The following is a 22,866-nucleotide window of genomic DNA, read 5'->3' on the forward strand; positions in this document are numbered from 1 at the left end:
TTGCAGTTCAACCGACATATCCGATAGTGACATGCCACGGCGCCACGCCAATAAATTCGGCGTTGGCGCACGAAATGAAAGGTCTATCGAGGCGCCTTGCCGCCATCATTTCCAGCAAAGGAATCGGTTCCATGGGAAAATCACGCCTTCCCGCCGATATCAATTGTCGTTTTCCCGATGTCCACCGACTCCGCGTCCGCCCGCAGCGAATTTGCGACGACCCTGCAGATCATTCCGGTCGTCTTTTTCACCTTTCTTTGCTACCTGACGATCGGCATTCCGCTCGCGGTGTTGCCCGGCTATGTGCACGCCGACCTCGGCTACAGCGCGGTGCTGGCCGGCGCGGCGATCAGCGTGCAGTACTTCGCGACGCTCGCATCGCGGCCGCTCGCGGGCCGCTCGGCCGATACGCTCGGGCCGAAGCGCACGGTGTCGATCGGTCTCATCGGCTGCGGCGCGAGCGGCGCGCTGTTGCTGCTCGCGGCGCTGACCGGTCACTGGCCGGTGCTGAGCCTCGCTCTGCTCGTGTGCAGCCGCCTCGTGCTCGGCTTCGGCGAAAGTCTGTGCGGCACCGGCGCGATCCTGTGGGGGATCGGCCGGGTCGGCACGTCCAACAACGCGCGGGTGATTTCGTGGAACGGCATCGCGACCTACGGCGCGCTCGCGATCGGCGCGCCGCTCGGCGTGGCGATCTCGCGCTCGATCGGCTTTACCGCGCTCGGCATTCTGGTGATCGCGCTGGCGGCGCTCGGTTACTACCTCGCGCGTCTGATCGCTCCCGTACCGGTCGTGCATGGCGAGCGGATGTCGTATCGCAGCGTGTTCACGCGCGTGCTGCCGCACGGCATGGGCCTCGCGCTCGGCTCGGCAGGCTTCGGTTCGATCGCGACTTTCATCACGCTGTTCTACGCGGCGAAGCACTGGCCGAATGCGGCGCTATCCCTGACGCTGTTCGGCACGCTGTTCATCGGCGCGCGCCTGCTGTTCGCGAACACGATCAAGACCTACGGCGGCTTTCGTGTCGCGATCGCGTCGTTCTCGTTCGAATGCGCGGGTCTGTTGATGCTGTGGCTCGCGCCCGTGCCGCATATCGCGCTCGCGGGCGCGGCGCTGACCGGTTTCGGCTTCGCGCTGGTGTTCCCGGCGCTCGGCGTCGAGGCGGTCGGGCTCGTGCCGCCGGCGAGCCGCGGCGCGGCGTTGTCCGCGTACTCGGTGTTTCTGGATCTGTCGCTCGGCATCACCGGCCCGTTGGCGGGATATATCGCCGGCGAGTTCGGTTATGGCTCGGTGTTTCTGTTTGCCGCGATCGCGGCAGCCGCCGCGGTCGTGCTGTCGACCGTGCTGTATCTGCGCAACGCGAAGGCAGGCAACCTGTCCGCGGCGCAGTGAGTTCTCGCTGACCGGCGCGCGTAGTCGGCAGGCTCCGGCGCGGGGCCTGCTTCGCTGTCCCTCATGCGTCCTGCGATGTGCCCTCTGGCGCCTGCGGCGTCTCACCGGGGGCCGGCACCTTCGCGCGCAGCCGGTCCACAGCCAGGTCGCGGATCTTGCCAACGATGCGTCTGATCTGCTCCATCGCAAGCGGTACCTCGGCGAGCCGGCCGCGCCACGTGAGCATGATGAAGCGGTGCTCGTGCCAGGTTTTACGATTGGACCATCGTTCCTTGTAGATGGAATAGTACGGCCGGAAGTCGACATCGCGGCCGCTCGCGTGCGCCCATCGCGCGATGCGGTCGATGAGGAGGTTGCCGACAGAGAACGCGGCATACGCTTCGTCGTAGGTGGTGATGTAGTACTCGATGGTGCGCGGCCCGACGATATTGAGCGCTGCAGCCACGGGCGAGCCGTTCAGTTTCACAAAATAAACGAGCGGCGTTGTTACGAGATCAATTCGTCTCGCGAGGTCGATGAAGAAATCGCGCAACTGATCGTCCATCAAATACGCCGTGTGGAGCCCGCGAGCGAGTGCCCAGCGGCGCTTGTTGGCAAAGAGCCAGGTCAGCACCTCACGGGCGTCGTCGGCGTTCTGGCACCAGCCGTACTCCACCTGACCCCGGTCGGCGAGGCGCCGCGCACGACGGCGCAGGGGTCCCCGCAGCGACTCGGGCCGCGTGGCGAGATAGGCGTCGTAGGTTGCGAAACTGGACAGCGCGATCGAGTAGCCGTCCAGGCGGCGCCAACGTGCCGGTATTGCGCCCCTTACCCACGACTGGGGCGTATGGGCGAGTGCGGCGGCGAGCGGGGCATTGCAGTCGAGCATGCGCAGCTCCAGCACGTCGGCTTTGACGTCGCGCAACGCGTCGAGCGCGGCGGTGTAGACGCGTGCATCGGCAGGATCGGCAAGGAGCGGGCCGCCGTACTCCTCGTCGTTTCCGCAGCCGAGCGTGCGGGCGACGCGATATCCGCCCCGCCGCCCGATCATCAGCGGCCAGAGGGCGACGAGCGCCGCGCCGTCCGACACCAGCACGACGCTGACCGTCTCGCCGCGCGCGAATGCGTGCTCAGCCGCTACTTCGCTGAACGTGAAATCGAGGCCAGGCCGGTATGCGATGGCGAGTGTTTCCCATGCCCCACGCAGTCGTGCGACGTCGGCCGGCGAGCGGCACACGCGGACTTCGTGAGAGAAGGAACCTGTAACGGGACGGGCGGCAATGTCAGGGCTCACAGCAGCTTCGATCGGCGTATTGCGCATGATGAGCATCCTCGGTCCGATGCGACGCGCGGCTGCACCTCAGGCGCCCCCGCGTCTGGTTCGAACGCCTCGTGGCCATGCACGACGCGCTCATGAAAGTCGCCGGCCGCATCATCTGCTGGCGACGACTTCAACATTCGTTCTGTTGGCGTTTTTGGGGTTAAGCGGCTGCTTCTGCAGCAGCTCGGCTTTGCGTTGCGCCTCGATCAATTCGAGCACGCCTGCATCGATCTGGTCGGCCTCGACTTCGCGGGACGCGACGAGAACGTCGGAGAGTGTCCGCAAGAGCCCCTGCTCACCAAATCGGCGCCGAACGTCCGCCACCGCGATGTCGATCCGCGCGCGTCTTTGTTCATAGACTTGCCTTGCCACATTCAACACGGCGACGAACGATGCAATGTCGTGCTCGACGAAAACGATGGATTTAAATGCGACCGCCAGATTCGCATCCGGCAGCGCGGTCGAGACGACCAATCGTCCCGTAGCGACATACTCGATCACTTTGAATGGAAATAGGCCGCCACCCAAAGCCTCGATCGACTGATGAGGATTCAGAAGGACGTCGCAATCCGCCATCAGTTCGTAGACAGTGTCCTGATCGACGTATCCGTGAAAGAAAAAATTAGGACGGCGAGCGCTCAGCGCTTCGAACTGTTCGGCAAGTGGTCCTCTTCCCGACACATGGAAGACGAAGTTATCTCCGAGGCGCTCGACCATCTCCGGCAACCAGTCAGCGCCCTTCTCGGGATGAAGCGTGCCGAAATAGCCAACCACGACCTGCTGCCTTCGTTCCTCGGAGAACGCCGGCCGCTTGGTGCAGGCTTCGATAAGCCCGGCCGACACGACGCCGGGGCAGAGTTGAGCATCGCAGCCACTGCGGCGGCGCTCGCGCTTCAGAAGCGAACGGTTGACGGCCAGGCACAGATCGGGCTCCGGCAGCAGATAGCGCCAGGCGAGAAAATCGACCCAGGTCTTCGGATGCCATTTGCGCCGCGCCATCGCCGCGTCTTCGTACTCGAATACGAAAGGTGCGTTGAAGCGCCGCTTCAGCGCGCGCGCGAGCATTGCCTCGAACGCGTACCCGTTATATGCCCAGATGAGCGTGGGTTCCCCCGCTTGGGCGATTTCCTTTGCTACCGCATCCACCTCGAACAGGTTGAGGAGCTTGCCGATCGGCCGCACCGGATACTGCCGCAAAACGATTTCGCGTACCGAGGCGTCCCCAATGCGACAGGTATATTCTTCACGCTTCTGCCAGACCTGCTTGGCGTGCAACGTGTTCACCAGCACGATTTTCTTCTCCAGCCGCGCGAGGAGCGACAGGAAAAAACCCATCTTGGTTTTCGCTGCGGGGTTGCCGAAATCTGAACCGTGCTTGACGCTGTAAGGGGCGATGATGACGAACATCGGCGATTCTCCTCAATAGACGATCGCGATAGCTATCGAAAAGCGATTCGTATTCCGCTAGTCGATGTTTTATTGGGTTCCCGGTGGTTAGTTAAATATCGTCATTAGGTCCACGCACATCGCAGCATCGTTGAAAAAGTTCGGAACACCGCGGTCGCGGTGGCGAACACAATATCTCCTCACAAAAATATTCAATATAGGCACCAGCTTCGTTTTGTCCGATTTTGCCGCAGACGTCGCAGGACGGGATGAATAGCGTGCCCATTACCGCGACGCAAGCGGTTCGTTGGCGCGCGACGGCTCGTTTGCTGCCGCGAAGGCAATATTGACGACGACGACCATCGCGAGTTCGATGCCGACGACCGCGGCTATCGGTGCCGCGATGCCGAGAGTCGGCACGAGCACTCGAGCCATCACCAGGGCAAGTGCACTGACAATGCAAAAGCGCAGCGATACCCCGATGTGGCGGTTCGTCGCGATGAGCGCGATGAGCTTGACCTGATAAACAGCGGTCAAGGCGGTCGCGCCGAGAAGCGGCAACAACACCTGCGGCTCGTAACTGAGTCCGCCGCGCCCCCAGAAAGCGATGATGGATCGTCCCGCTAGCGCGATCCCGGTGAGGCACAGCACTGACGCCGCGATCAGCGCCTGTTCGGTCCGTACTCTGAGCCGCTCCGCGACCGCGGTTTGACCGAGTCCGTACAACATCGAAAAGCGCGGCCAGATCGAATGGCCAACCACGTTGATCAGCTGCGTCACCGTGCGAGAAAGCGTCCGGTAGGTGGAGAAGACCACCAGCGCCCGCGCGCCGAGCACGTTCCCGACGAGCAGAGTCAGACCCTGGACACTGAGGGCAGAGCCGAGCGTAAAGCCAAGATAGGCGAAGCCCAGAGGCAAAAGTTCACGTATCTCCGTCAACGACGCCCCGGTAAAGCTGATGCCGAGTTGCGGCACGAGCCTGTGCGCATAGAGCGTGAGCGCGGTCTGACAGATGAGGCGCGTGACAAACATGGCCAACGCCACGCCGAAAAAATTCGCGCCGAAAGCGAGCGCAGCCAGTCCCGCAGCCCATTCGCCGAGCCTGATCGACGACTGGATGAACGTGCCGTATGCGTAGCGGTCGATAATCCGGAAGCATGCGTCATACAGACTCGAGTACGTGCTCAGCAGCGCGCCTGCAATGAGCAGCACCAACGCGCCCCCGCCCTCCTTGCCGGCTGGAGAGAAAACGACGCAGCCAAGGGCGGTGAGGAGCATGCCGGCGAGCGCGAACAGCGTGACGCCGAGCAGCGCGCTTCGAAACGTCACCTTGGCGGCGTCGATGTCTCCTCTTGCCCAGGCGATGCAGGTCTTGGTCATCGCGACTGCGCTGAGGCCGACGTCGGACATCTGGAAGTAGGCCGGTATCGCCGCGATCATCAACCATCGGCCATAGCGCTCCGCGCCCCAGTAATGCAGGAAGAAAGGCAGCGACGCGAGCTGTATGACTGCGGTGACGACCTGATTGTAGGAGTTCGCCGCGACACCAGAGAGAATGGGCATGCGCGCGAGCGAAAACCGGAGTGCACGGAGAAGGCGAAATGTCTTCATATAGCTTCGGCGAACCAGGAACCCCAGGCAGACTTGACGACGTCCGCAGTGTCTATATCGTACGAGCCAGACTTGCCTACGCGTGGCCGTAGTACGACGAGTAACTTCTGCTGTGAGGCGGTATATCGTTGAAAAGAATCCCGCTTGGCACCATGCCAGCTACGCGCAACCGGCCTACCGATTCACTGATGTCCTCGAGCGATTCCTTGCCGTATCGCACCACCATCAGAATCGTACCGGCGTGCTTGCAGACGAGCATCGCATCGGTCACGGCAAGGATGGGAGGCGTATCGATGATCACCTTGTCGTACCGCAGCGAGAGTTGCTCTATCAAGGCGGCAAAGCGCGCGGAGTTCAGCAGATCGGCAGGTCTGGACGGATAGGAACCGCATGGCAGCAAGTCCACATCGGGGGCGACGTCGCGGATCAGCGCGTCTTCCACGACGGCGTCACCTTCGAGAACTTCGGCCAGTCCCGGGCTCGCGCTTGCGCCAAAGTAGTCGTGAACGTCGCCACGGCGCATGTCGGCGTCGACAATGGCGACGCGCTTACCGTCCGTCGCCATGACGGCGGCAAGATTGGCGGCAAGGAACGATTTGCCTACTTCCGAATGCGGGCCAGTCAGCGCAATGACGGGATTGGTTGTCGATACGTCCGCAAATTGCAGCATGGTCCGCAGATTGCGAATGCCTTCCACGGCCACATCTTTGGGATCATGTACCGCGAGCAGCGGGGGACCGCCTCGCGAGCGCCGGGCGTCTTTCTGCAACCGGGCTTGCCTGTCGCTACGCATCACGACGGCTGACACCGGCACGCCCGTCACCGTCACGATGTCGTAGCTGCTCTCTGTTCCCCCTGAGCCCGCCTGCCGCACGAACGCGCATACCGTGCCGAGCAACAGGCCGAACACCGAGGAAAGGGCCAGCACAAGCGGCACCTTCGGCTTCACAGGCCGATCGGGCGACAGTGCGAAATCCACGACGCGCACGTTCAATGCCTGCGCGGCCTTGGCGACGCGTAACTCCTGCGCGCGATTCAACAGATTCGTATACAGGCTCGTGCTGACGCGCACCTCCCGTTGCAGACGCATCAAGGCCTGCTCGAGAGCAGGCAGCCCCGCCACTTGCCGGCTCAATGCGTCCCGGCGACGTTGAAGGTCGACGATCTGCGCGTCGACCGACGCGACCGCCGGATGCGCAACGTTAAAGCGCTGCGCCAGATCCGAGCTTTGCTGTTTCAAGTCCGTGAGCTTGGTGTCGAGCTCGACCGCCTGCTGTAGCAGAAGACGGCTCTCCTCATCGAGATTCACTGCGCCATGGGTTTCGCGGAATGCGTTATAGCGCTGCTCCGCGTCGTCCACTTCGGCGCGCAGACGCGGCAGTTGCTGGTCGAAGAGCGCAAGCGAGCGCTCAGCATCGGACTCCTTGCGTGCGTTGTTCTGGTTGAAGTACTCACGCGCGATGGTATTGACGGTGTCAGTCGCTTTCTGGCGGTCCGGGCCCTCTAGCGCAATGCCTATCATGCCCGATTGCTTGACTCGCTCTGCGACGATCAGCTTGTTCTGGAGGTCGGTGATCGTTTCAAGCAAGGGCGAGCGCGTCAGGGTAAATTCGGTGCCCGGTCCCGAAACGAGCTTGTCGATCAGAAGCTTCACCGGACCATATGCCGTCGTCCCCGTAACGACTGTGCCTACTACTCCGTCCGCGACCAACGTGCCCTGCGGGTCTGTGAGTTCGAAACGGCCATCGCCCGTAGCGGTGACCACGAACTGCTTGTTGAAGAGCGATGACGGAATATCGAAACGGGAAACGTCGATGCGTTCGCCACCCCATGCAAAGCCCCTGAGACCGGGGACCGACGCGCCCGGCTGGCCGTCGGCCGCAAAACGTGCGGTCAATCCGCCCAGCAACGGAAAACGGCGGGGCTTCGCTTCGATGTCGAGATGCAGCTTACGCACCGCCTCGCCGATCACGAGCCGTGCGCCGAGCACCTCCATCTCGGTGTCCGAAGTGGTCCTCACATTGAAGATCGCGGCGAGCTGATTGAATGCAGGGTCGGTGTTGGGGTTTTGATTGTCGACCTGGATCAGCGCGTCAGCGCGATAGGTGGGCGGTGCCAGTAAAACGTAAAGCACGCCGAGCGCGAAGACCGCGAGCGCGACCTTCACGATGAGCCGCCAGTGCACTTTCAACACGCTGGTGTAATCGGACAGACGAAGCTGTCCCGCGTCCCTGTTGCGTCGGTAAAGCAGAGTAGGATCGAAGGCCATTGGATTTCTTCTCCGCTGCAAGGATTTGCGGGAACTCTACAAGTGCACGTGCCCGTTGACGGTACTTCACCGCACATATCAAATGGGGTTTGCCTTCGCGTCGTATCGGGAAAGAATTGCTGCCAGGCCGGCAGGGCTGAAAATAATCCTGATTGGACTTCGGGCATGCACAAATTGCAGAACAGCAACACGACCGGCGCACTCGTGCGCCGGCCGTGCCGGTTTTTCCGGTCGGCAAATTGCCCGCATCTTCAATCGACGCTATTCGAAGGGCCGTCAACGAACAGCCTATATGTCTTCTTCGTGTCGCACCGTTCGTAATCGAACACTGCGTTGAATGAACCGCCTGTCAGAGGGTGTGAGAAAACACCGTGCCCGAACCGGGAACGATCCGGCGCTTGAGTGTTCGCACTATCGAATACATCGTACTCATGCGCTCGACACTGAGACGCTGCGTCAGCGTACCGCCAAATCCTTCCAGAAATTTGTATGTACCAACGCACGAGAAGCCGTCAAAATCGAACGTCAGTTTGCGTTCGAGCGCCCGCTGAATCGCCGTCCAGAGCAGCAAGCTGATCGCACCGCTATGCGCCTCGGGTTTGCGCGATGACAACAGGTAGTACATCGCATTCTGGTCCCAGACGAGACCGATGGCGGCCACGAGTTGGCCTCCGGGGCCGTACGCGCCCAGCAATTGCCCGGCTTTTCGATCGACGAACGCGCTGATGAGTTCGCGCATCACGTCACTTCCGTAGGCGTTCGTGCGCGCGCGTTCGAACAGATTCGCATCGTAGAAATTCATGAACTCAGTTGGCGTGGCGACCGGCGCGACGGTCAGTTTCTTGCCCGCGGTGCGGATGACGTTTCGCGTCTTGGTATGCAGCCGCGCCCAAACCTCATCGGCCGTGCGCTCTGGCGAGATCCGAAACGTATAGCGCGCGCAGACCGTGAAACCGTGCAGCGAAAAAGCGAGCGCATCTTCGACTCGCGGGTCGAACAACTGATAGAAGCAGTCGAAATGCGGCAACTGTTCGATCAGTTCCGATGTGATGACCTGGCGATGACGCTGTTCACGGGCGGGATCAAGGCCCATCGGTTTGATGACCGGGCCCAGTGTGCGCGTGAGCGGCGGCAAGCGAGAAATCACCCACCCGCCCTTGCGAGTGGAATAGTAAGGCAACTGTCCGAGCAACTCTTTACCGCGCTGAACCTTGACCATGCTCCAATGGCCACCGGTAGCAATATCGAGCCACCACGGTTCACGAAAGATCGATTGCGCGGTGGGCTCGCCAGGCAGTCGTACCGGCGGGGCCGCGGATTCCACCATGCTGGCCTGAAGGCCATTGGAAACACTTTCATCAGCGAAAACCTTCAAGTTTGGCCTCGACGATTAGATCTTAGAGTTCCGTCGCAACAACGGGCCGGCGATGCGAATCCTTCGTACCGATGTCAACAACAATGAATCCGCGGATTGCAGGATGCCGGTAGCCGTTCGCCCGAGTCTCCATCGGGCCGTCGTCTCCAGCGTACCCCGCCTCCGCACAAACATTCGAGTCCATCCGCTCCAAAAGCTGCGGGAATTGCAATCGTCGGGACATCTACACCGACGGTCGAACGCCCCGAACTACTGCGATGCCCTCCACCAGCCTGACGACGTTCGGGGAAAACGCCACTACCTCACTTTGTCCGCCGATCATTCGAAGGTCGGCGACTTCGCGATTCGGACAGCCAGCGCCGGTACCAGATATCTCCCTCCCGGCACGGCGGCGGCAATGCGCAACGCACCGTCTTCGATACGGTTTAGCAAGCCGCGCAGTTTCAAGGCACGCTTTTCCACGCCATGCCACGACATCATCGCAAAGAGGAGCGTAAGGGCGAGCGAAATCGGAAAATGAACGTACCAGGTAAGAGCGGCCGGGCCAAGCATCGCGGCCACAGTTTGCTGTATCGGGAAACCGTATAGAAAGATGCCGTATGAGTAGTCGCCGCTTGCGACAAAACGGTGGCGTCGAGGCTGCGTGAGCCCGAGAAAGACTGTCAGATAGGTGGCTGGCAGCGCTGCGAAGTAATCCCCGCCGTGAACGGACAGGCAAATCAGCGCGACGACGCCAGATAGCACGCAGAGCCGTGCGCTCCAGACGATCCGGTCGCGAAACTGGTACGCGCATACGCCATAAAAAAAACAGAGGACGAGCATCGGTCCGTGCACCGTCACGGCAACCGAACCAGGACGGAGCCCATGCACAACGAGCACCACGTTCGCAGCAATCGATGCGCCAAGCAAAAGGTGCGGTCGTTGTGCCATGCCGGCATACGAGGCAATCGTCAATGCGACGTAACAGGCCAGCTCGAAGGGTAACGTCCACAATTGCTGATTGATTGCATCGGGCCACGGATTGCTGGCGAACATGCCGGGCAACGCGTAATGGACGTCTCCGAGCATGTTCAGGAAGTAAGCCCTGAACTGGGGATCAGTAAAATATTGATGAAGCGGCAGCGTCGTAAAGTACGGGCCGATCAGCAATGCGGCGATCAGCGTGTCTACTGCTAATGCGGGGAGCAGCCGCAGCACCCGCAGCCCGCAGAAGGACACGATCGTGCGGCACCGTTCGAAGCTGCCGGCGACCAGGAAGCCGCTCAGGGCGAAGAACATCGGCAAAATCAGCGCGAGTGGTGCCCGCGCGGGCCCGGACCATACCGCTAGAGTGAACGCGTGGCCATAACAGACGTTGATGGTGTGGCTCGCGACCACGAGGACAGCGAGCACCAGACGCATGTAGTCGAAACCGGACGGCCTGTTTTTCGCATCGGCAAGCCGCGATCCCAATGTCGCTGCAAAGGGGGACATCATTCCGCACTCCGTGAGGATGGGGCTTGTGCACCGGTCGCGGGTAGGCTGACGGTGAATGGCATTGTCAGGTATTCGAAAAGTCCGTTCGGTTCATCAGTGTAGTCAAGACCGACGTTCGGCCATTCGCCTTTCTTCGGGAAATGTGCGGTTCCAAACAAAACGTCCCACAGCGTCACGACTGCAGCGAAATTGCGGTTGTAATGGCGCAACTCGACCGAATGATGAATTCGGTGAAACCGATTGTCTGCAAACAGATAGCCAAGCGGGCCAAAGTGGACGCGTGTGTCCGCGTGCTCAAAGGTGCCCTGCATGAGTATCACCATGCCAATCAACGACCACAGGAAAGGGGGATGGAAGCTGATCAGGAGTGCCATTGGGAGCGTGACAACGAGAGGACGAATCAATTCCTCCGATATATGCATATTGGAATTCCATACACTCATTTCGCGGATCGAATGGTGGACCTGATGGAACCGCCATAAGAAACCGAAGGTATGCTGCGCGCGATGGAACCAGTAGTACAGAAAATCGCCCATCAATATAGCCCCAGCGAAGGCAAGGGCGATGCCGGCACCGCGCCAGACAGGATGTGGCGAATTCAATACGCCGTCGAGCGAAATCGAGAAAAGCGGCCGGATATGCAATGCGGCTATTAGAGACTGATATCCTTCAATGAAAATCCCCCCGATAACCAGGTAACAGATCTGAAACAGAATGCCGCGCGCGCGCGATAAAAAGGACACCTTGCCATACGGCAGCATTATCTCGATGGCAAGACAGAAAATAGAGGCAGCGGCTACGCGCTCGCCCGAACGCAATGTATGGGCGATATAAGTGAGCACGTCGAACATATGCATGGCTATTCCCCGGTTCGAGATGTGGAGATCATACGGATTCTTTGCCGCGCAACACCGCTATGAGGATCAGGATAGCGGCACACGCCTGATCCCGGAGGCGCACTACACCGTCGGTTTCAGCCATCATGCAGCAGATGCTGCCAAGTTTTAAATGCAATGCGAATCGTTTTAATGGGTCGCAGCTATTCCGCAACACATATTTCTTACCTCATATAAATGTTTGCGTTTACCGCGCCCTGCATGCTCCCCAATTTAAAAGCTGTTGCGAAATTACCCGCAGGAGCTGTTTCATTTTTCCTGTCGGCATTAACTTCGTGACCTGTTTCGTCCGATAGGAAGCAGTGGCTAAAAGTCCGCCCTGAATAATTTGGAAGGCCGAGTGGGACGGCGCTTGGAAGCGGAAATGAGGTTGGGAGGCTTGCAGGAACCTGGCATATTAACGCCAGACTCCTGCATTTTTCGACGAGGTGGAGATGGCTCCGAAGACGCCTGTCCCGCAAGAAGATTTCTTCCGGCATCCGCTGGTGCGCGTGGCTGACCTGATCAACTGGGATCGGTTTGGCGTGCTGATGAACGAGAGCTTCGTGTCCAGCAAGGGTCGACAGTCGAGCCTGACGCGCTGGCGAAAGCGTCTGCGGGAAGCAGGCGTTGAAGAGTTGCTGGCCGAGACCATCGAAGCCGCCAAAGGTCCGGGCGTGATCAAGGCATCGAGCGTCAAGCGCGTATTCGTCGACACGACTGTCATGGAGAAGTTGCGGCTTCTTCGTGTCTTCTCTCTCGTTGCCTCGTTCTACCCAGCGTTGTCGCAGACGTCATGACATAACGTCTGCAGCATGGGAAATGAGTTGTTGAGGGCCGAGTCAATAGTCCTGTCCACTTCGCATGGGATGGTCCACTGCTCCTTAGCGCGATAGAACCGCTTAATGCCACAGAACTATTTCACCTGCGAGTCATGGTTGACCTTACTCCGCCTGCGGACCAACGCGTCTCACAGCTGCTCCGACAAAACCGGACGGTCGCGAACGAAGAGTCGCCGGCAACACGAAATCCTCGATTTTGGGTATTTTATCTGAAAATAGAAACACATCGCCTCCCGGGACACACACATTATCAGTCAACCGGAGGGAGAAATCACCATTCCGAAAACCGTCGCCTGACAGACTGACGCAGCCGCTTCTAATCATCAAATTGCTACTCACAATGTTGTATTTTGGTGCTCCGACATCGTCCACCAGAATCGTGCTGAGATGCGGATATTTCGCATATGTGATTCCCTGATAAGGAACCGCTTTCAAGGCTTCCCGAAACGGGCCGCCCGGATCGCGAACCCAGTCTGCTTGCCAGGAAAGGCCGCGGTCATCGATGCTTATTGGCGGCGTGCTTTCAACAAACAGGTTTCCGACGATAACGTTGTCTCTCCCGCCTCCCACGTAGACGGCCCGCGGCACCTTGTAGAAGACGTTCCTCTCAACGACCGTGCCACTCACCTGATCATCCAGGTAAACGCCTCGGGCGTCTTGCGATGATTTGCCAATATTATGTATATAGTTGTCGCTTATAACGTTACCGCGCTGTGTCCAGTCACGCCCGAGGTATATAACCCCAGCATCACTGGTATCTTCCACAACATTATAGATTTCATTGAACCTAATAATATTGTCGTTGCCGCCAAGCAAGATTGCCAGGTGCGGGGCATCGTGGATTATATTGTTTTCGGCGATATTACCCACACCCTGCATGCCGATTCCCGGGCGATATGTATAGTTCCATCGATTGAAATCGTATATCTCGTTGTTTCTTACAACGGAACCGCCAGGCGCCAGCGTTTTTCGATCGCCACCGGCAATGGACACGCCGCCGTTTCCAACGTCATGAATCAGGCAATTTGAAACTTCGATTCCCTTGCCCGTCGCATCGATGGCTCGCCCTCCGATGTTCCGGATTTCGGCGCGGTTCACTCGCACATTCCGGGAGTCGCGAATGACGATTGCAGGGCCCCGTGCCAGTTTGAAATTCAAGCCGTCCAATTCGATGTGGCTCGCTCCCTCGACTCTGACCAGCGATTCGGCATCAGATATTTCGGTTTGCGACAGATCGCTCGATGGCGGCCAAAAGTAGATCCGTTGGTTCGCTGCATCCAGAACCCATTCACCGGACGATACGAGCTGCGACAGGACGTTTACCAGAAAAAAACGTTGCCCCGCACGAGTGGAGAAACTTGGAGTGCCGCCCAATTCGAAATCATTCTGGCTGCCGTTCAGTGCCCTGACCGGCAGCACTTCCATCGCCCAGTCGTAGTACCAATAGCCGACAGCCCATGATTCTTTTCCCAGAATAGAGCCTGCTGGAAGCGGCTGCTCGGACTCGAACTGTCGGCCGGTATGGCCTCTTACCGCCTCGATGCGAGCAAAGCCCGTCTGTGGCCAGCGCGCCATCGGCATTCGCCGGTCGCCAAAATAAAGTTCCGTGTTTGCAACCGATGGCTCTTCGCCCCAGCCGTGTGGCTGCAAGCCGTGTAACGCAGGCCCGTTGCGAGAAAAATCATAGACGCGAACCGCGGACCTCGACGTGGCGGGCAACTCGTTCGCTTCGCCGACCCGGAGCGGCCGAAATCCGGTGAGCGCTTTGCCCCCGCTGATCCATACCGCCCCCGGATGCATTGCATAAATTCGCAGCGGCGCATTCGCCGATCCGGATGCGCCAGCGGCGAGCACAATCGGCTCGGAGACGCGGTAGACGCCGTCCGCAATGGCGATGGCGACGGATGTAGACGACGACTGATGCTTCTGCCGGTATTCGATTGCGCGCGTTACCGCCGATCCAATGTCCGCCAGCGGCCCGTCGACACCGTTGCGCTCAAGTGACAAACCCGACGCCCTGTTACTTCCATCAGGCGCAACATAAAACGTAATGGCATTTGCGTGCCCGGAGCACAAAACCATCGCGGCGGTGGCGACCAGGTTGCCCAAGAATTTCAATGCGTTCGGCATCCGTCCGTTGTACAACGCTTCCTCCTATTGCATCGAGTAAGTCACTTCAGGTGGTTCCTGGAGCCGGTACGGCTGGCCGGGCGATTTTGCCTGGGATTTCATCGACCAGAGTTCCTGCAGGGTAATGCAGGGTGCTGCCCACGGCCGCCGGTTCCGAAGCGCCCCTGATTTGAAAGTGCGCATGATAGAGAAGCAAGGCAAACGAAATCATTACGACCTTGTCATATACGAATATGACGCCGTTAAATTGCATGCAAAGCAACAGGAACACGATTTCAGCGAAGCCCATATTTAAAAAAAGAATGGCCAGAACCGCCAATCCACTTACGCCATAAAGTATGAACATATTGATAAAAGCATTATCGCTGGCAGTATGCAAGCCTTGCGCTCCCGCACCCTTTAAAACAAGCGGAACGTAATCCATGGGAATGCCGAAGATATACCCCTGCAAAAATACCTCCCCTACTGTCTGTAGCGGATATACCAGCCGAATGAGCCCAGACTCGTCTGAGCCCCCCATCAACGCTTCGAATCTGCCACTTAGCAGCAGCACCGAAACGATGATGAAGACGGCGCCAAAAATGAGAAATCCGATGTTCTTCGACAGGTACTTCCAGTTGGCGACGAATAGAAATATGGCCAGCGAAACAATCCCAGAAACAGTCTGAGCCAACAGTACGATAATCAACGCGATGAAGGTAATGCAATTCCTTGCGATCTTGTTCCCGGAATTCACTTTCTGATTGGCAAACGCGAGACATAAGACGACGAATCCCAGATAGGAAGGCTCGGCATAGGTTGCAGCAGGTCGTATCACCACGGAGGTACCGCGCGACTGGCCAAATTCCGACCAGCAGGAAGCCAATGTCCAGCAGTGTTCCAGATCAATTGGCCCGGGAAACAGGCTATACGGCATGAAAAACTTTCCGCTGTGCAATGCAAATATATCGATCGCCTGGAGAGCCGTGATCAGAAGGAGGCCCACTGTGATGATCCAGATCGCGAGCTTTATCCGCAGATGCGTTCTATTGCCAATCACCAGCCTGACGTTCTTTAGTGAAATGATGACGAAGAATCCGAGCCCCTCTCTGAGAGATCTGTATAACGCGTCATCGGAAAAATCATTTACTGGCGAAAAAATAATTGGCAGAAAAATGAGCACCGTGCCAATCAAGCCAAAAACCAGTGCAGGAACGGTCAGCCTTCTAATACCGCAAATCATCACCACGAGGAAAAACGCCCCCGCTACCGAGAGGTGGAACGTATATCCAACCTGCAAAAGAAAAACGCAAACGATCAACGCGACGATTTGCAGGTAATTCAATTCGATCGTTCTATCTATTGCCCGCATTCTATTATCCCGAGAGCGTTTTTGGGGGTGGCGATGCCCGCCATGTCTCTATGTCTGTTTCCCGCCTGCGAAGCAAATGCCACGCAAAAGCCGCCTTCGGCATCCGTTGCACGGCTGGTCCTGATGCCATGCGAAACATTCAAGCACGAAATTGCCCCTGACCGACCGCCAAAATCTCGCCGGTTTCTCTCGCTCCGGGCAACTCGCAAGGGGTCGGCAGTTTTTCGACGCTCACGAATCTGTGTGCAATCCGCGTCAGAGCGTCAATGGAAGATGTTGCCGATCGCAGGGCCAGAGGTATCGCCACGATTTCCGGCGACACCATCCGGCTCGATCCAGATGCATGGACAGGTGTTGTCAATGGCGACGTGGCCAATCGAGCCTATGCCGAAATCGAGTTCGGCGCGGCTTCGGACAAAGACGGGCCGCCGCCCGTCTGCACATTCCGCTACTTCCCTTCCGACAACCCGCGTTCCAGCGCCGCGACGCCCGCCGGCAGATCGACCTTGACGCCGAGATCGACCATCGTGCGGCCGAGCGCGTGGACGGTGCGAAACAGGTTGTGCTCGCGACACTGCTCGCCCATCTGGCCGATACGCACGATCGGCAGGCCGAACGAGCCGGAGATTTCCACCTGATGTTGTCGCGAGATATGCGCGCAGACGTCGGCGGGACTCAGGCCGTCCGCCACCTCGATGCCGACCACCGAGTTGAGCCGGCAATTCTCGGGGGCATACAGTTGCAAGCCCATCGCAGTGACGCCCTGCTGCAACGCGAGCGAGCATTTCAGATGACGCGCGAAGCGCTTCTCCAGCGTCTCCGCGCAGACGAGCCGCAGCGCTTCGTGCAGCGCGAGTACGCCCGACACCGGCGCCGTGTAGTGATAGCCGGCGTTGTGCCAGAAGTTTTCCGCCAGCGAAGCATCGAGGCACCAGTGCGTATTGGGCACCGGGCGGTCTTTGACGCGCGCCCACGCGGCATCTGAAAACGCAATCAGCGACACGCCCGGAATCGACGACAAGCCCTTCTGGCCGCCGGTAATCACCGCGTCGATGCCCCAGGCGTCCATTTCGAGCGGCATCGTGCTGAGCGTGCAGACGGCGTCGACGATCACGAGTGCGCCCGCTTCCTTCGCGAGCGCGGCGATGTCTTTCAGATGATGGTTCCACACGGTGTTCGACGTCTCGCCCTGGACCACCGTGATGACCTCGGGACGCTCGCGGCGCAGCGCCTCGGCGACCTGGTCCAGACTCGCGACCGTGCGGTCCGCGACTTCGAGCACGCTCACACGCGCGCCGACGCGCCGGCCCATTTCGCCCATCCGGTCGCTGAAGAAGCCGTTCCTGATGCACAACATGCGCGTGCCTTCCCATGCGAGATTGGAGATCGCCATCTCCATCGCGCCCGATCCCGGTCCCGCGACGCCGAGTACCCACTTCGACTGCGTCTGGAACACATAGCGCGCCATCGTCTTCACCTGGTTCACTACCTTCGCCATCGTGCCGCCCAGATGGTTGATCACGATCGCATTGGCCTTCGCCACCGCGGCGGGAATCGGCACGGGGCCGGCACCCATCATCAGGAGCGGCTCTTCGGGAAGGATGGCGTCGAGCGATTCGACAACCGGACACGGGACGGACGAAGCTGCGGTAGTGGAGGTGGATATCGGCATGATCGGTGTGTGAATTTGGAGCACGAAGGAACGAACGGCCTCGCGGCGGGCACGCCGCTCGAGGCCGTTCGTCCGATCATTCACCGAACCGCACGATTGCGCAAGTTTTTTGGCCAGGCTAGCCGGTCGTCGGACAGTTACTTTCATCGCGAACTCGCCTAACATCGAGAAGAAGCAGATCTGCTCCTGGCCAATTTCTCGCGGCACGCTTCTTCGGAATCTGATATGCGCACGATCCTGTTCAGCAGTCGCCAATACGACATCGATACGTTTACCGAAGCCAATGCCGCGCACGGCTACGAACTGCATTTCCAGGAATCGCTGCTCGACACCGAGACCGCCATCCTCGCGCATGGCTACGACGTGGTCTGCCCGTTCGTCAACGACAATGTCGACGCCGCGACGCTCGAGCGGCTTCATGCCGGCGGCACGCGCATGATCGCGCTACGCTCGGCGGGCTTCAATCACGTCGATCTCGCGGCGGCCGAGCGACTCGGCATGCCGGTCGCGCGTGTGCCGGCGTACTCGCCGTACGCGGTCGCCGAACATGCGGTCGGGCTGATCCTCGCGCTGAACCGGCGCCTGCCGCGCGCGGTCGCGCGCACCCGCGAAGGCGACTTCTCGCTGAATGGGCTGCTCGGCTTCGACCTGCACGGCAAGACGGTCGGCGTGATCGGCACGGGCATCATCGGCCGGGTGTTCGCGCGCATCATGGCGGGCTTCGGCATGCAGGTCCTCGCCTACGATCCGGGCACGCCCGCCGACGAACTGCTCGCGCTCGGCGCGCGCTACGTGCCGCTCGATACGTTGCTCGCGCAAGCGGACATCGTCAGTCTGCATTGTCCGCTGCTGCCCGAGACCTATCACCTTATCGACAGCGCCGCGCTGGCAAAGATGAAGCGCGGCGCGATGCTGATCAACACCGGGCGCGGCGGGCTCGTCGAGTCGAACGCGCTGATCGGCGCATTGAAAGACGGCCGGCTCGGCCATCTGGGGCTCGACGTGTACGAGGAAGAAGGCGGCATCTTCTTCGAGGATCATTCGAATCTGCCGCTACAGGACGACGTGCTCGCGCGTCTGCTGATGTTCCCGAACGTGATCGTCACCGCGCACCAGGCGTTCTTCACGCACGAGGCGATGGCCGAAATCGCGCAAACCACGCTCGCGAACATCGCGGCATGGCAGGCGGGCACGCCGCGCAACATCGTGCATGCGGCGCACTAGCGGCGAGACCTGGGTGGTGCGCGCATTGCCGCGCGCGGCGACAGCTAGACGGCGCCCTCGCCGCCCAGTTGGGTCGTGCGAATCGCGGTACGGGCATCATCGGCCGCACCGCACAGTTCGCGCAGCAATACCGCCTCGCGCTCGTGCACTTCGACCGGACACCAGCGCGCGCCCGCCGCTGACAAATAGCGCGCGCGATGCTGGCCGTTGCGAAAGGCGACCACCCCCTCGCGCTCGATGCCGACCCAGCCGAGCAGTCCCGGCGCGCGACGCGTGGAGATCGTCACGTACGGCATCTGCGGAACGCGTGGGCTGTCGGGATCGAGAAACTCGCGAATGCCGCGGACCTTGCCCGCGTGCCACTCCGCGACAGGCTTGAGCACATAATCGGTGTTGTCGCGATCGGCGCACACGAGCAGCTTGCGCAGATCGACGAGCACGACCTGATGACGTGTGCCGTCGGTGAGGAATACGCGCTTCAGGCGCACATGGTCGTACCACGAATGCTCCTGCAGGGGCACGATCCAGACCGCATCGGCGCAGGCCGGTGATGAATTAGGCAATGGCAAGGACAAAGGCAGGCTCGGCAAGCGGGCGACAGGACGCCAGCGCATCAATAGAGCGCTAACGCTACGAGCCGGATGTGTAAGGAACATGACAACCCACCGGATTAGTTATGCTGCATCAGCGTGACGCCACACTGCCCGCTCAGCAGCCAATCATCGACCGTTAGATACCCTTCAGATACATAACGATGATAGCCAGTCAATATTCCACCCACCATGTGCGCATCGAGTCGAATGACGACACCGGTGTGGCCACGATCGTTCTCGATCGGCCCGCACGGCGCAACGCGGTCGATCGCCAGATGGCCGATGCGTTGAGCGCCGCGTTCAGCCGCTTCGAGGCGGAACCCGCGTGGCGCGCGGCCGTGCTGTTCGGCGCGGGCGGCACGTTTTGCGCGGGCGCGGACCTGAGCGCGCTCGCCGACGACACCCGCCGCAACGAGTTGCACGCGGACGGCAGCGGCCCGGGCCCGATGGGACCGACGCGGATGCGCTTCAGCAAGCCGGTGATCGCCGCAATCGCCGGCCATGCGGTCGCCGGTGGGCTCGAGCTTGCCGCCATGTGCGATTTGCGCGTCGTCGAGGAAGACGCGGTGCTCGGCGTGTTCTGCCGACGCGTCGGCATTGCGCTGATCGACGGCGGCACGATCCGGCTGCCGCGCTTGATCGGGCTGTCGCGCGCGCTCGATCTGATCTTGACCGGCCGCGCGGTCGATGCGCGAGAAGCGCTCGCGTTCGGACTCGCCAACCGCGTGGTGCCGAAGGGCGAAGCGCGCGCGGCCGCCGAGCAACTGGCCGCGCAGCTCGCCGCGTTTCCGCAAGTGGCGCTGCTCGCCGACCGCCGTTCCGCGCTGGAGAACAGCACGCTCGACGATCTCGCCGAAGCGTTGCGTCGCGAAGGCTCAGGCGGCTACGCGGCCCTCCTCGCCGAGGGCATGGCGGGCGCGGCGCGCTTTGCGTCGGGCGCGGGGCGGCATGGTGAATCGTTCGATGCGGATCAAGCAGCGCCGCGCGATACTTGAGGTTCCTGCGAGCGCACGTTGCAGCACCGTTACCCGAAGCGAAAGAGAGTGACTTCAATGGCTACGATCTACCGGGAAATCGCAGTGGATACCCCCGCGGCCAGTGCATGGGCGGCGCTGCGCGATCCCGCCGACGTTGCCAGCGTCTTCGCGGGCGTACTGATCGCGGCGCGCATGGAAGGCGACCTGCGCTGGGTCACGTTCGCCGACGGCACCGTGATCGAGGAACGCGTGATTGCCGTCGACGATGCCCACATGCGGCTCGCCTACTCGGTGGGCGGCGCACGCTTCGAGCATCATCACGCGACGCTGCAGGTCATGCCCGACACGCCCGCGCGTTGCCGCGTGATCTGGATCGCCGACTTCAAGCCCGACGAGCGCAGCGCCGTGGTCGAAGCGCTGACCGATGCGGGCTGCGCGGCCCTCGGGCGCAACCTCGCGCGGCGTTGAATGCCGCGCTGGCGGCTCGGCCATCCCGTCACCGCTTTCCACAAAAAACCACACCTCCCCCCGGCATTCGGCAAGTCAGATTTGACTTAGGTAGAATCCCCTACTGCTTTCCCCCTAAATGGCGACGGCATTCCCGCCTCGGGAACGCCCGCCCGGCGCCCGCTTATCGCGCCGCATCACGCGTTACACCCCATCATCGCCATGCCTTTGCCTCTGCTTGCCCTTGCCGTTGCCGCGTTTGGAATCGGTACCACCGAGTTCGTCATCATGGGGCTGCTGCCCGATGTCGCGCGCGATCTGTCCGTGTCCATTCCGGCGGCCGGCATGCTGGTGTCCGCATACGCGCTCGGCGTGACGATCGGCGCGCCGATCGTTGCAATCGCGGTCGCGAACATGCCGCGAAAAAAAGCGCTGATGAGCCTGATCGGCGTATTCATCGCCGGCAATCTGCTGTGCGCGATCGCGCCGGGCTACGCGGTGCTGATGGCCGCGCGCATCGTCACCGCGTTCTGCCATGGCGCGTTCTTCGGCATCGGCTCGGTGGTCGCGGCGGGGCTCGTCGCGCCGAATCGCCGCGCGCAGGCGATCGCGCTGATGTTCACCGGCCTCACGCTCGCTAACGTGCTTGGCGTGCCGCTCGGCACCGCGCTCGGCCAGGCGGTGGGCTGGCGCGCGACGTTCTGGGCCGTGACCGGCATCGGCGTGCTGGCGGCGGCCGCGCTCGCGGCGTGCCTGCCCGCCAGGATCGAGATGCACAAGGCAAGCCTCGTGCGCGAATTCAGCGTGCTGAAGAATCCGCAGGTGCTGATGGTGCTCGGCATCAGCGTGCTCGCGTCGGCGAGCCTGTTTTCGACCTTCACCTATATCACCCCGATTCTCGAGGACGTGACCGGCTTTACGCCGCATGCGGTCACGCTGGTACTGCTGCTGTTCGGCCTCGGCCTGACGGTCGGCAGCACGCTCGGCGGCAAGCTCGCGGACTGGCGGCTGATGCCGTCGCTGGTCGCGTTCCTGGTGGCGATCGTCGTGATTCTGTGCGTGTTCGCGGGCACGATGCACGCGCGCATTCCGGCGATGCTGACCGTATTCGCGTGGGGCGTGCTCGCGTTCGCTATTGTGCCGCCGCTGCAGATGCTGATCGTCGACCGCGCGAGCCATGCGCCGAATCTTGCGTCGACGCTGAACCAGGGCGCGTTCAATCTCGGCAACGCGACCGGCGCGTGGCTCGGCGGCATGGCGATCGGCGCGGGCGCGCCACTCACGACACTGCCGTGGGTCGGCGTCGTGACCGCGCTCGGCGCGCTGCTGCTGACGTTGTGGTCGGTGTCGATCGAACGGCGGGTGGCGGTGGCGGGTTGAAGCATCCCACCGTTCACACGACTGCCCCTACTCCCGGCGTTTCCGCCACGGCGCGGTGGGATGAAGAAAGCTTCACCGTGTTCTGTGAGGTCAACTGTCCACCTTTGCCTTCGCCGCCAGAACCGCAAGCCAGTCTCAGCGACGTGCTGGACGCGCGCTTCGGCATTGGCGCGCCTGCTTATGTCATGACGGCGGGCACGTTGTCGATGCATCTCGATCAGCAGCGCCGATTGGCCGGCTTGGACTTTTACACGAATCCCGAGCGATGGACCGTCCGCATTGCTGAGCAATTCACGGACCCGGCGAACAGAACGCCGCACATCGAAACCCAATTCGACGAACACGGACATGCGCAGGACATCGGAGCCCCAGAGGTTTTTTACGAACCTCGTCATGGCATCCTTGACCTGTCGTGGGGCTCCGTGACTCACTGGTACGGTATTGCGCCAACGCTCGCGATCGGCATCGATGACCACAAGCGTCTTACGCGCATCCGTCTGTACGGTCTGACGATAGCGCGGCAACACAGCCAATCCGCGCACATTCAATAAAGCTCGCTCACGCGAACC

Annotated in this window: 18 protein-coding genes and 1 pseudogene; 7 read left to right on the forward strand and 12 right to left on the reverse strand. The window is 60.8% G+C overall.

Annotation, left to right across the window (positions count from 1 at the left end; genetic code table 11):
- Positions 1-7: 7 nt before the first annotated feature.
- Positions 8-133, reverse strand: coding sequence for a hypothetical protein (locus LJ655_RS30055; RefSeq protein ID WP_268991325.1), 126 nt, complete (start codon positions 131-133; stop codon positions 8-10).
- Positions 134-177: 44 nt separating this feature from the next.
- Here LJ655_RS30055 and LJ655_RS05120 point away from each other — a divergent pair, with 44 nt between their 5' ends.
- Entirely contained in the window at positions 178-1,389 is a 1,212-nt protein-coding gene (locus LJ655_RS05120) for an MFS transporter (protein WP_230560168.1), read from the forward strand.
- A gap of 61 nt (positions 1,390-1,450) precedes the next feature.
- Here the strand turns inward: LJ655_RS05120 and LJ655_RS05125 are convergent, their stop codons facing one another.
- The 7 genes from LJ655_RS05125 to LJ655_RS05155 form a co-directional block, all read right to left on the reverse strand.
- The gene (locus LJ655_RS05125) at positions 1,451-2,464 is read right to left on the reverse strand and encodes a GNAT family N-acetyltransferase (protein WP_230560169.1); all 1,014 of its coding nucleotides are present in this window, start codon (positions 2,462-2,464) and stop codon (positions 1,451-1,453) included.
- 336 nt (positions 2,465-2,800) lie between these two features.
- Positions 2,801-4,096, reverse strand: coding sequence for a glycosyltransferase (locus tag LJ655_RS05130; RefSeq protein WP_230560170.1), 1,296 nt, complete (start codon positions 4,094-4,096; stop codon positions 2,801-2,803).
- Between the two features lie 264 nt (positions 4,097-4,360).
- Positions 4,361-5,638 carry a lipopolysaccharide biosynthesis protein gene (locus tag LJ655_RS05135; protein ID WP_230560171.1) on the reverse strand — a complete coding sequence of 426 codons (1,278 nt, stop codon included), beginning with the start codon at positions 5,636-5,638 and terminating at the stop codon, positions 4,361-4,363.
- Between the two features lie 124 nt (positions 5,639-5,762).
- Complete coding sequence (locus tag LJ655_RS05140) at positions 5,763-7,955, reverse strand: polysaccharide biosynthesis tyrosine autokinase (protein ID WP_230560172.1); 2,193 nt, start codon at positions 7,953-7,955, stop codon at positions 5,763-5,765.
- Between the two features lie 349 nt (positions 7,956-8,304).
- On the reverse strand, positions 8,305-9,330 hold the full coding sequence (locus tag LJ655_RS05145) for a GNAT family N-acetyltransferase (protein WP_230560173.1): 1,026 nt from the start codon (positions 9,328-9,330) through the stop codon (positions 8,305-8,307).
- 318 nt (positions 9,331-9,648) lie between these two features.
- The gene (locus tag LJ655_RS05150) at positions 9,649-10,806 is read right to left on the reverse strand and encodes an acyltransferase family protein (RefSeq protein WP_230560174.1); all 1,158 of its coding nucleotides are present in this window, start codon (positions 10,804-10,806) and stop codon (positions 9,649-9,651) included.
- Positions 10,803-11,663, reverse strand: coding sequence for a sterol desaturase family protein (locus LJ655_RS05155; protein WP_230560175.1), 861 nt, complete (start codon positions 11,661-11,663; stop codon positions 10,803-10,805). Before LJ655_RS05155 ends, LJ655_RS05150 begins: the two co-directional genes overlap by 4 nt.
- A 473-nt stretch (positions 11,664-12,136) precedes the next feature.
- Here LJ655_RS05155 and LJ655_RS05160 point away from each other — a divergent pair.
- A pseudogene (locus tag LJ655_RS05160) lies at positions 12,137-12,415 on the forward strand (IS5/IS1182 family transposase); the annotation flags it as partial.
- Between the two features lie 210 nt (positions 12,416-12,625).
- Here LJ655_RS05160 and LJ655_RS05165 read toward each other — a convergent pair.
- The 3 genes from LJ655_RS05165 to LJ655_RS05175 form a co-directional block, all read right to left on the reverse strand.
- Positions 12,626-14,668 carry a right-handed parallel beta-helix repeat-containing protein gene (locus LJ655_RS05165; protein ID WP_230560176.1) on the reverse strand — a complete coding sequence of 681 codons (2,043 nt, stop codon included), beginning with the start codon at positions 14,666-14,668 and terminating at the stop codon, positions 12,626-12,628.
- A 31-nt stretch (positions 14,669-14,699) separates the two neighbouring features.
- Positions 14,700-16,004, reverse strand: a complete 1,305-nt coding sequence (locus LJ655_RS05170) for a hypothetical protein (protein WP_230560177.1) — start codon at positions 16,002-16,004, stop codon at positions 14,700-14,702.
- A 448-nt stretch (positions 16,005-16,452) separates the two neighbouring features.
- On the reverse strand, positions 16,453-17,676 hold the full coding sequence (locus LJ655_RS05175) for a pyridoxal-phosphate-dependent aminotransferase family protein (RefSeq protein ID WP_230560178.1): 1,224 nt from the start codon (positions 17,674-17,676) through the stop codon (positions 16,453-16,455).
- Positions 17,677-17,901: 225 nt separating this feature from the next.
- Between LJ655_RS05175 and LJ655_RS05180 the strand changes: the two genes are divergently transcribed.
- Positions 17,902-18,900: a 2-hydroxyacid dehydrogenase gene (locus LJ655_RS05180; RefSeq protein WP_230560179.1), complete on the forward strand. Its 999-nt coding sequence runs from the start codon at positions 17,902-17,904 to the stop codon at positions 18,898-18,900.
- Positions 18,901-18,944: 44 nt separating this feature from the next.
- Here the strand turns inward: LJ655_RS05180 and LJ655_RS05185 are convergent, their stop codons facing one another.
- Positions 18,945-19,556: a plasmid fertility inhibition factor family protein gene (locus LJ655_RS05185; RefSeq protein WP_230560180.1), complete on the reverse strand. Its 612-nt coding sequence runs from the start codon at positions 19,554-19,556 to the stop codon at positions 18,945-18,947.
- 98 nt (positions 19,557-19,654) lie between these two features.
- Here LJ655_RS05185 and LJ655_RS05190 point away from each other — a divergent pair, with 98 nt between their 5' ends.
- From LJ655_RS05190 to LJ655_RS05205, 4 genes are all read left to right on the forward strand, one after another.
- Positions 19,655-20,488 carry a crotonase/enoyl-CoA hydratase family protein gene (locus tag LJ655_RS05190; RefSeq protein ID WP_230560181.1) on the forward strand — a complete coding sequence of 278 codons (834 nt, stop codon included), beginning with the start codon at positions 19,655-19,657 and terminating at the stop codon, positions 20,486-20,488.
- A gap of 57 nt (positions 20,489-20,545) precedes the next feature.
- Complete coding sequence (locus LJ655_RS05195; RefSeq protein WP_230560182.1) at positions 20,546-20,938, forward strand: SRPBCC family protein; 393 nt, start codon at positions 20,546-20,548, stop codon at positions 20,936-20,938.
- Positions 20,939-21,139: 201 nt separating this feature from the next.
- The gene (locus LJ655_RS05200) at positions 21,140-22,297 is read left to right on the forward strand and encodes an MFS transporter (RefSeq protein ID WP_230560183.1); all 1,158 of its coding nucleotides are present in this window, start codon (positions 21,140-21,142) and stop codon (positions 22,295-22,297) included.
- Positions 22,294-22,848, forward strand: coding sequence for a hypothetical protein (locus LJ655_RS05205; protein ID WP_230560184.1), 555 nt, complete (start codon positions 22,294-22,296; stop codon positions 22,846-22,848). Before LJ655_RS05200 ends, LJ655_RS05205 begins: the two co-directional genes overlap by 4 nt.
- The last annotated feature ends 18 nt before the right edge of the window (positions 22,849-22,866 follow it).

Origin of the sequence: Paraburkholderia translucens (assembly GCF_020881035.1) — a bacterium.
Classification (GTDB): Bacteria; Pseudomonadota; Gammaproteobacteria; order Burkholderiales; family Burkholderiaceae; genus Paraburkholderia; species Paraburkholderia translucens.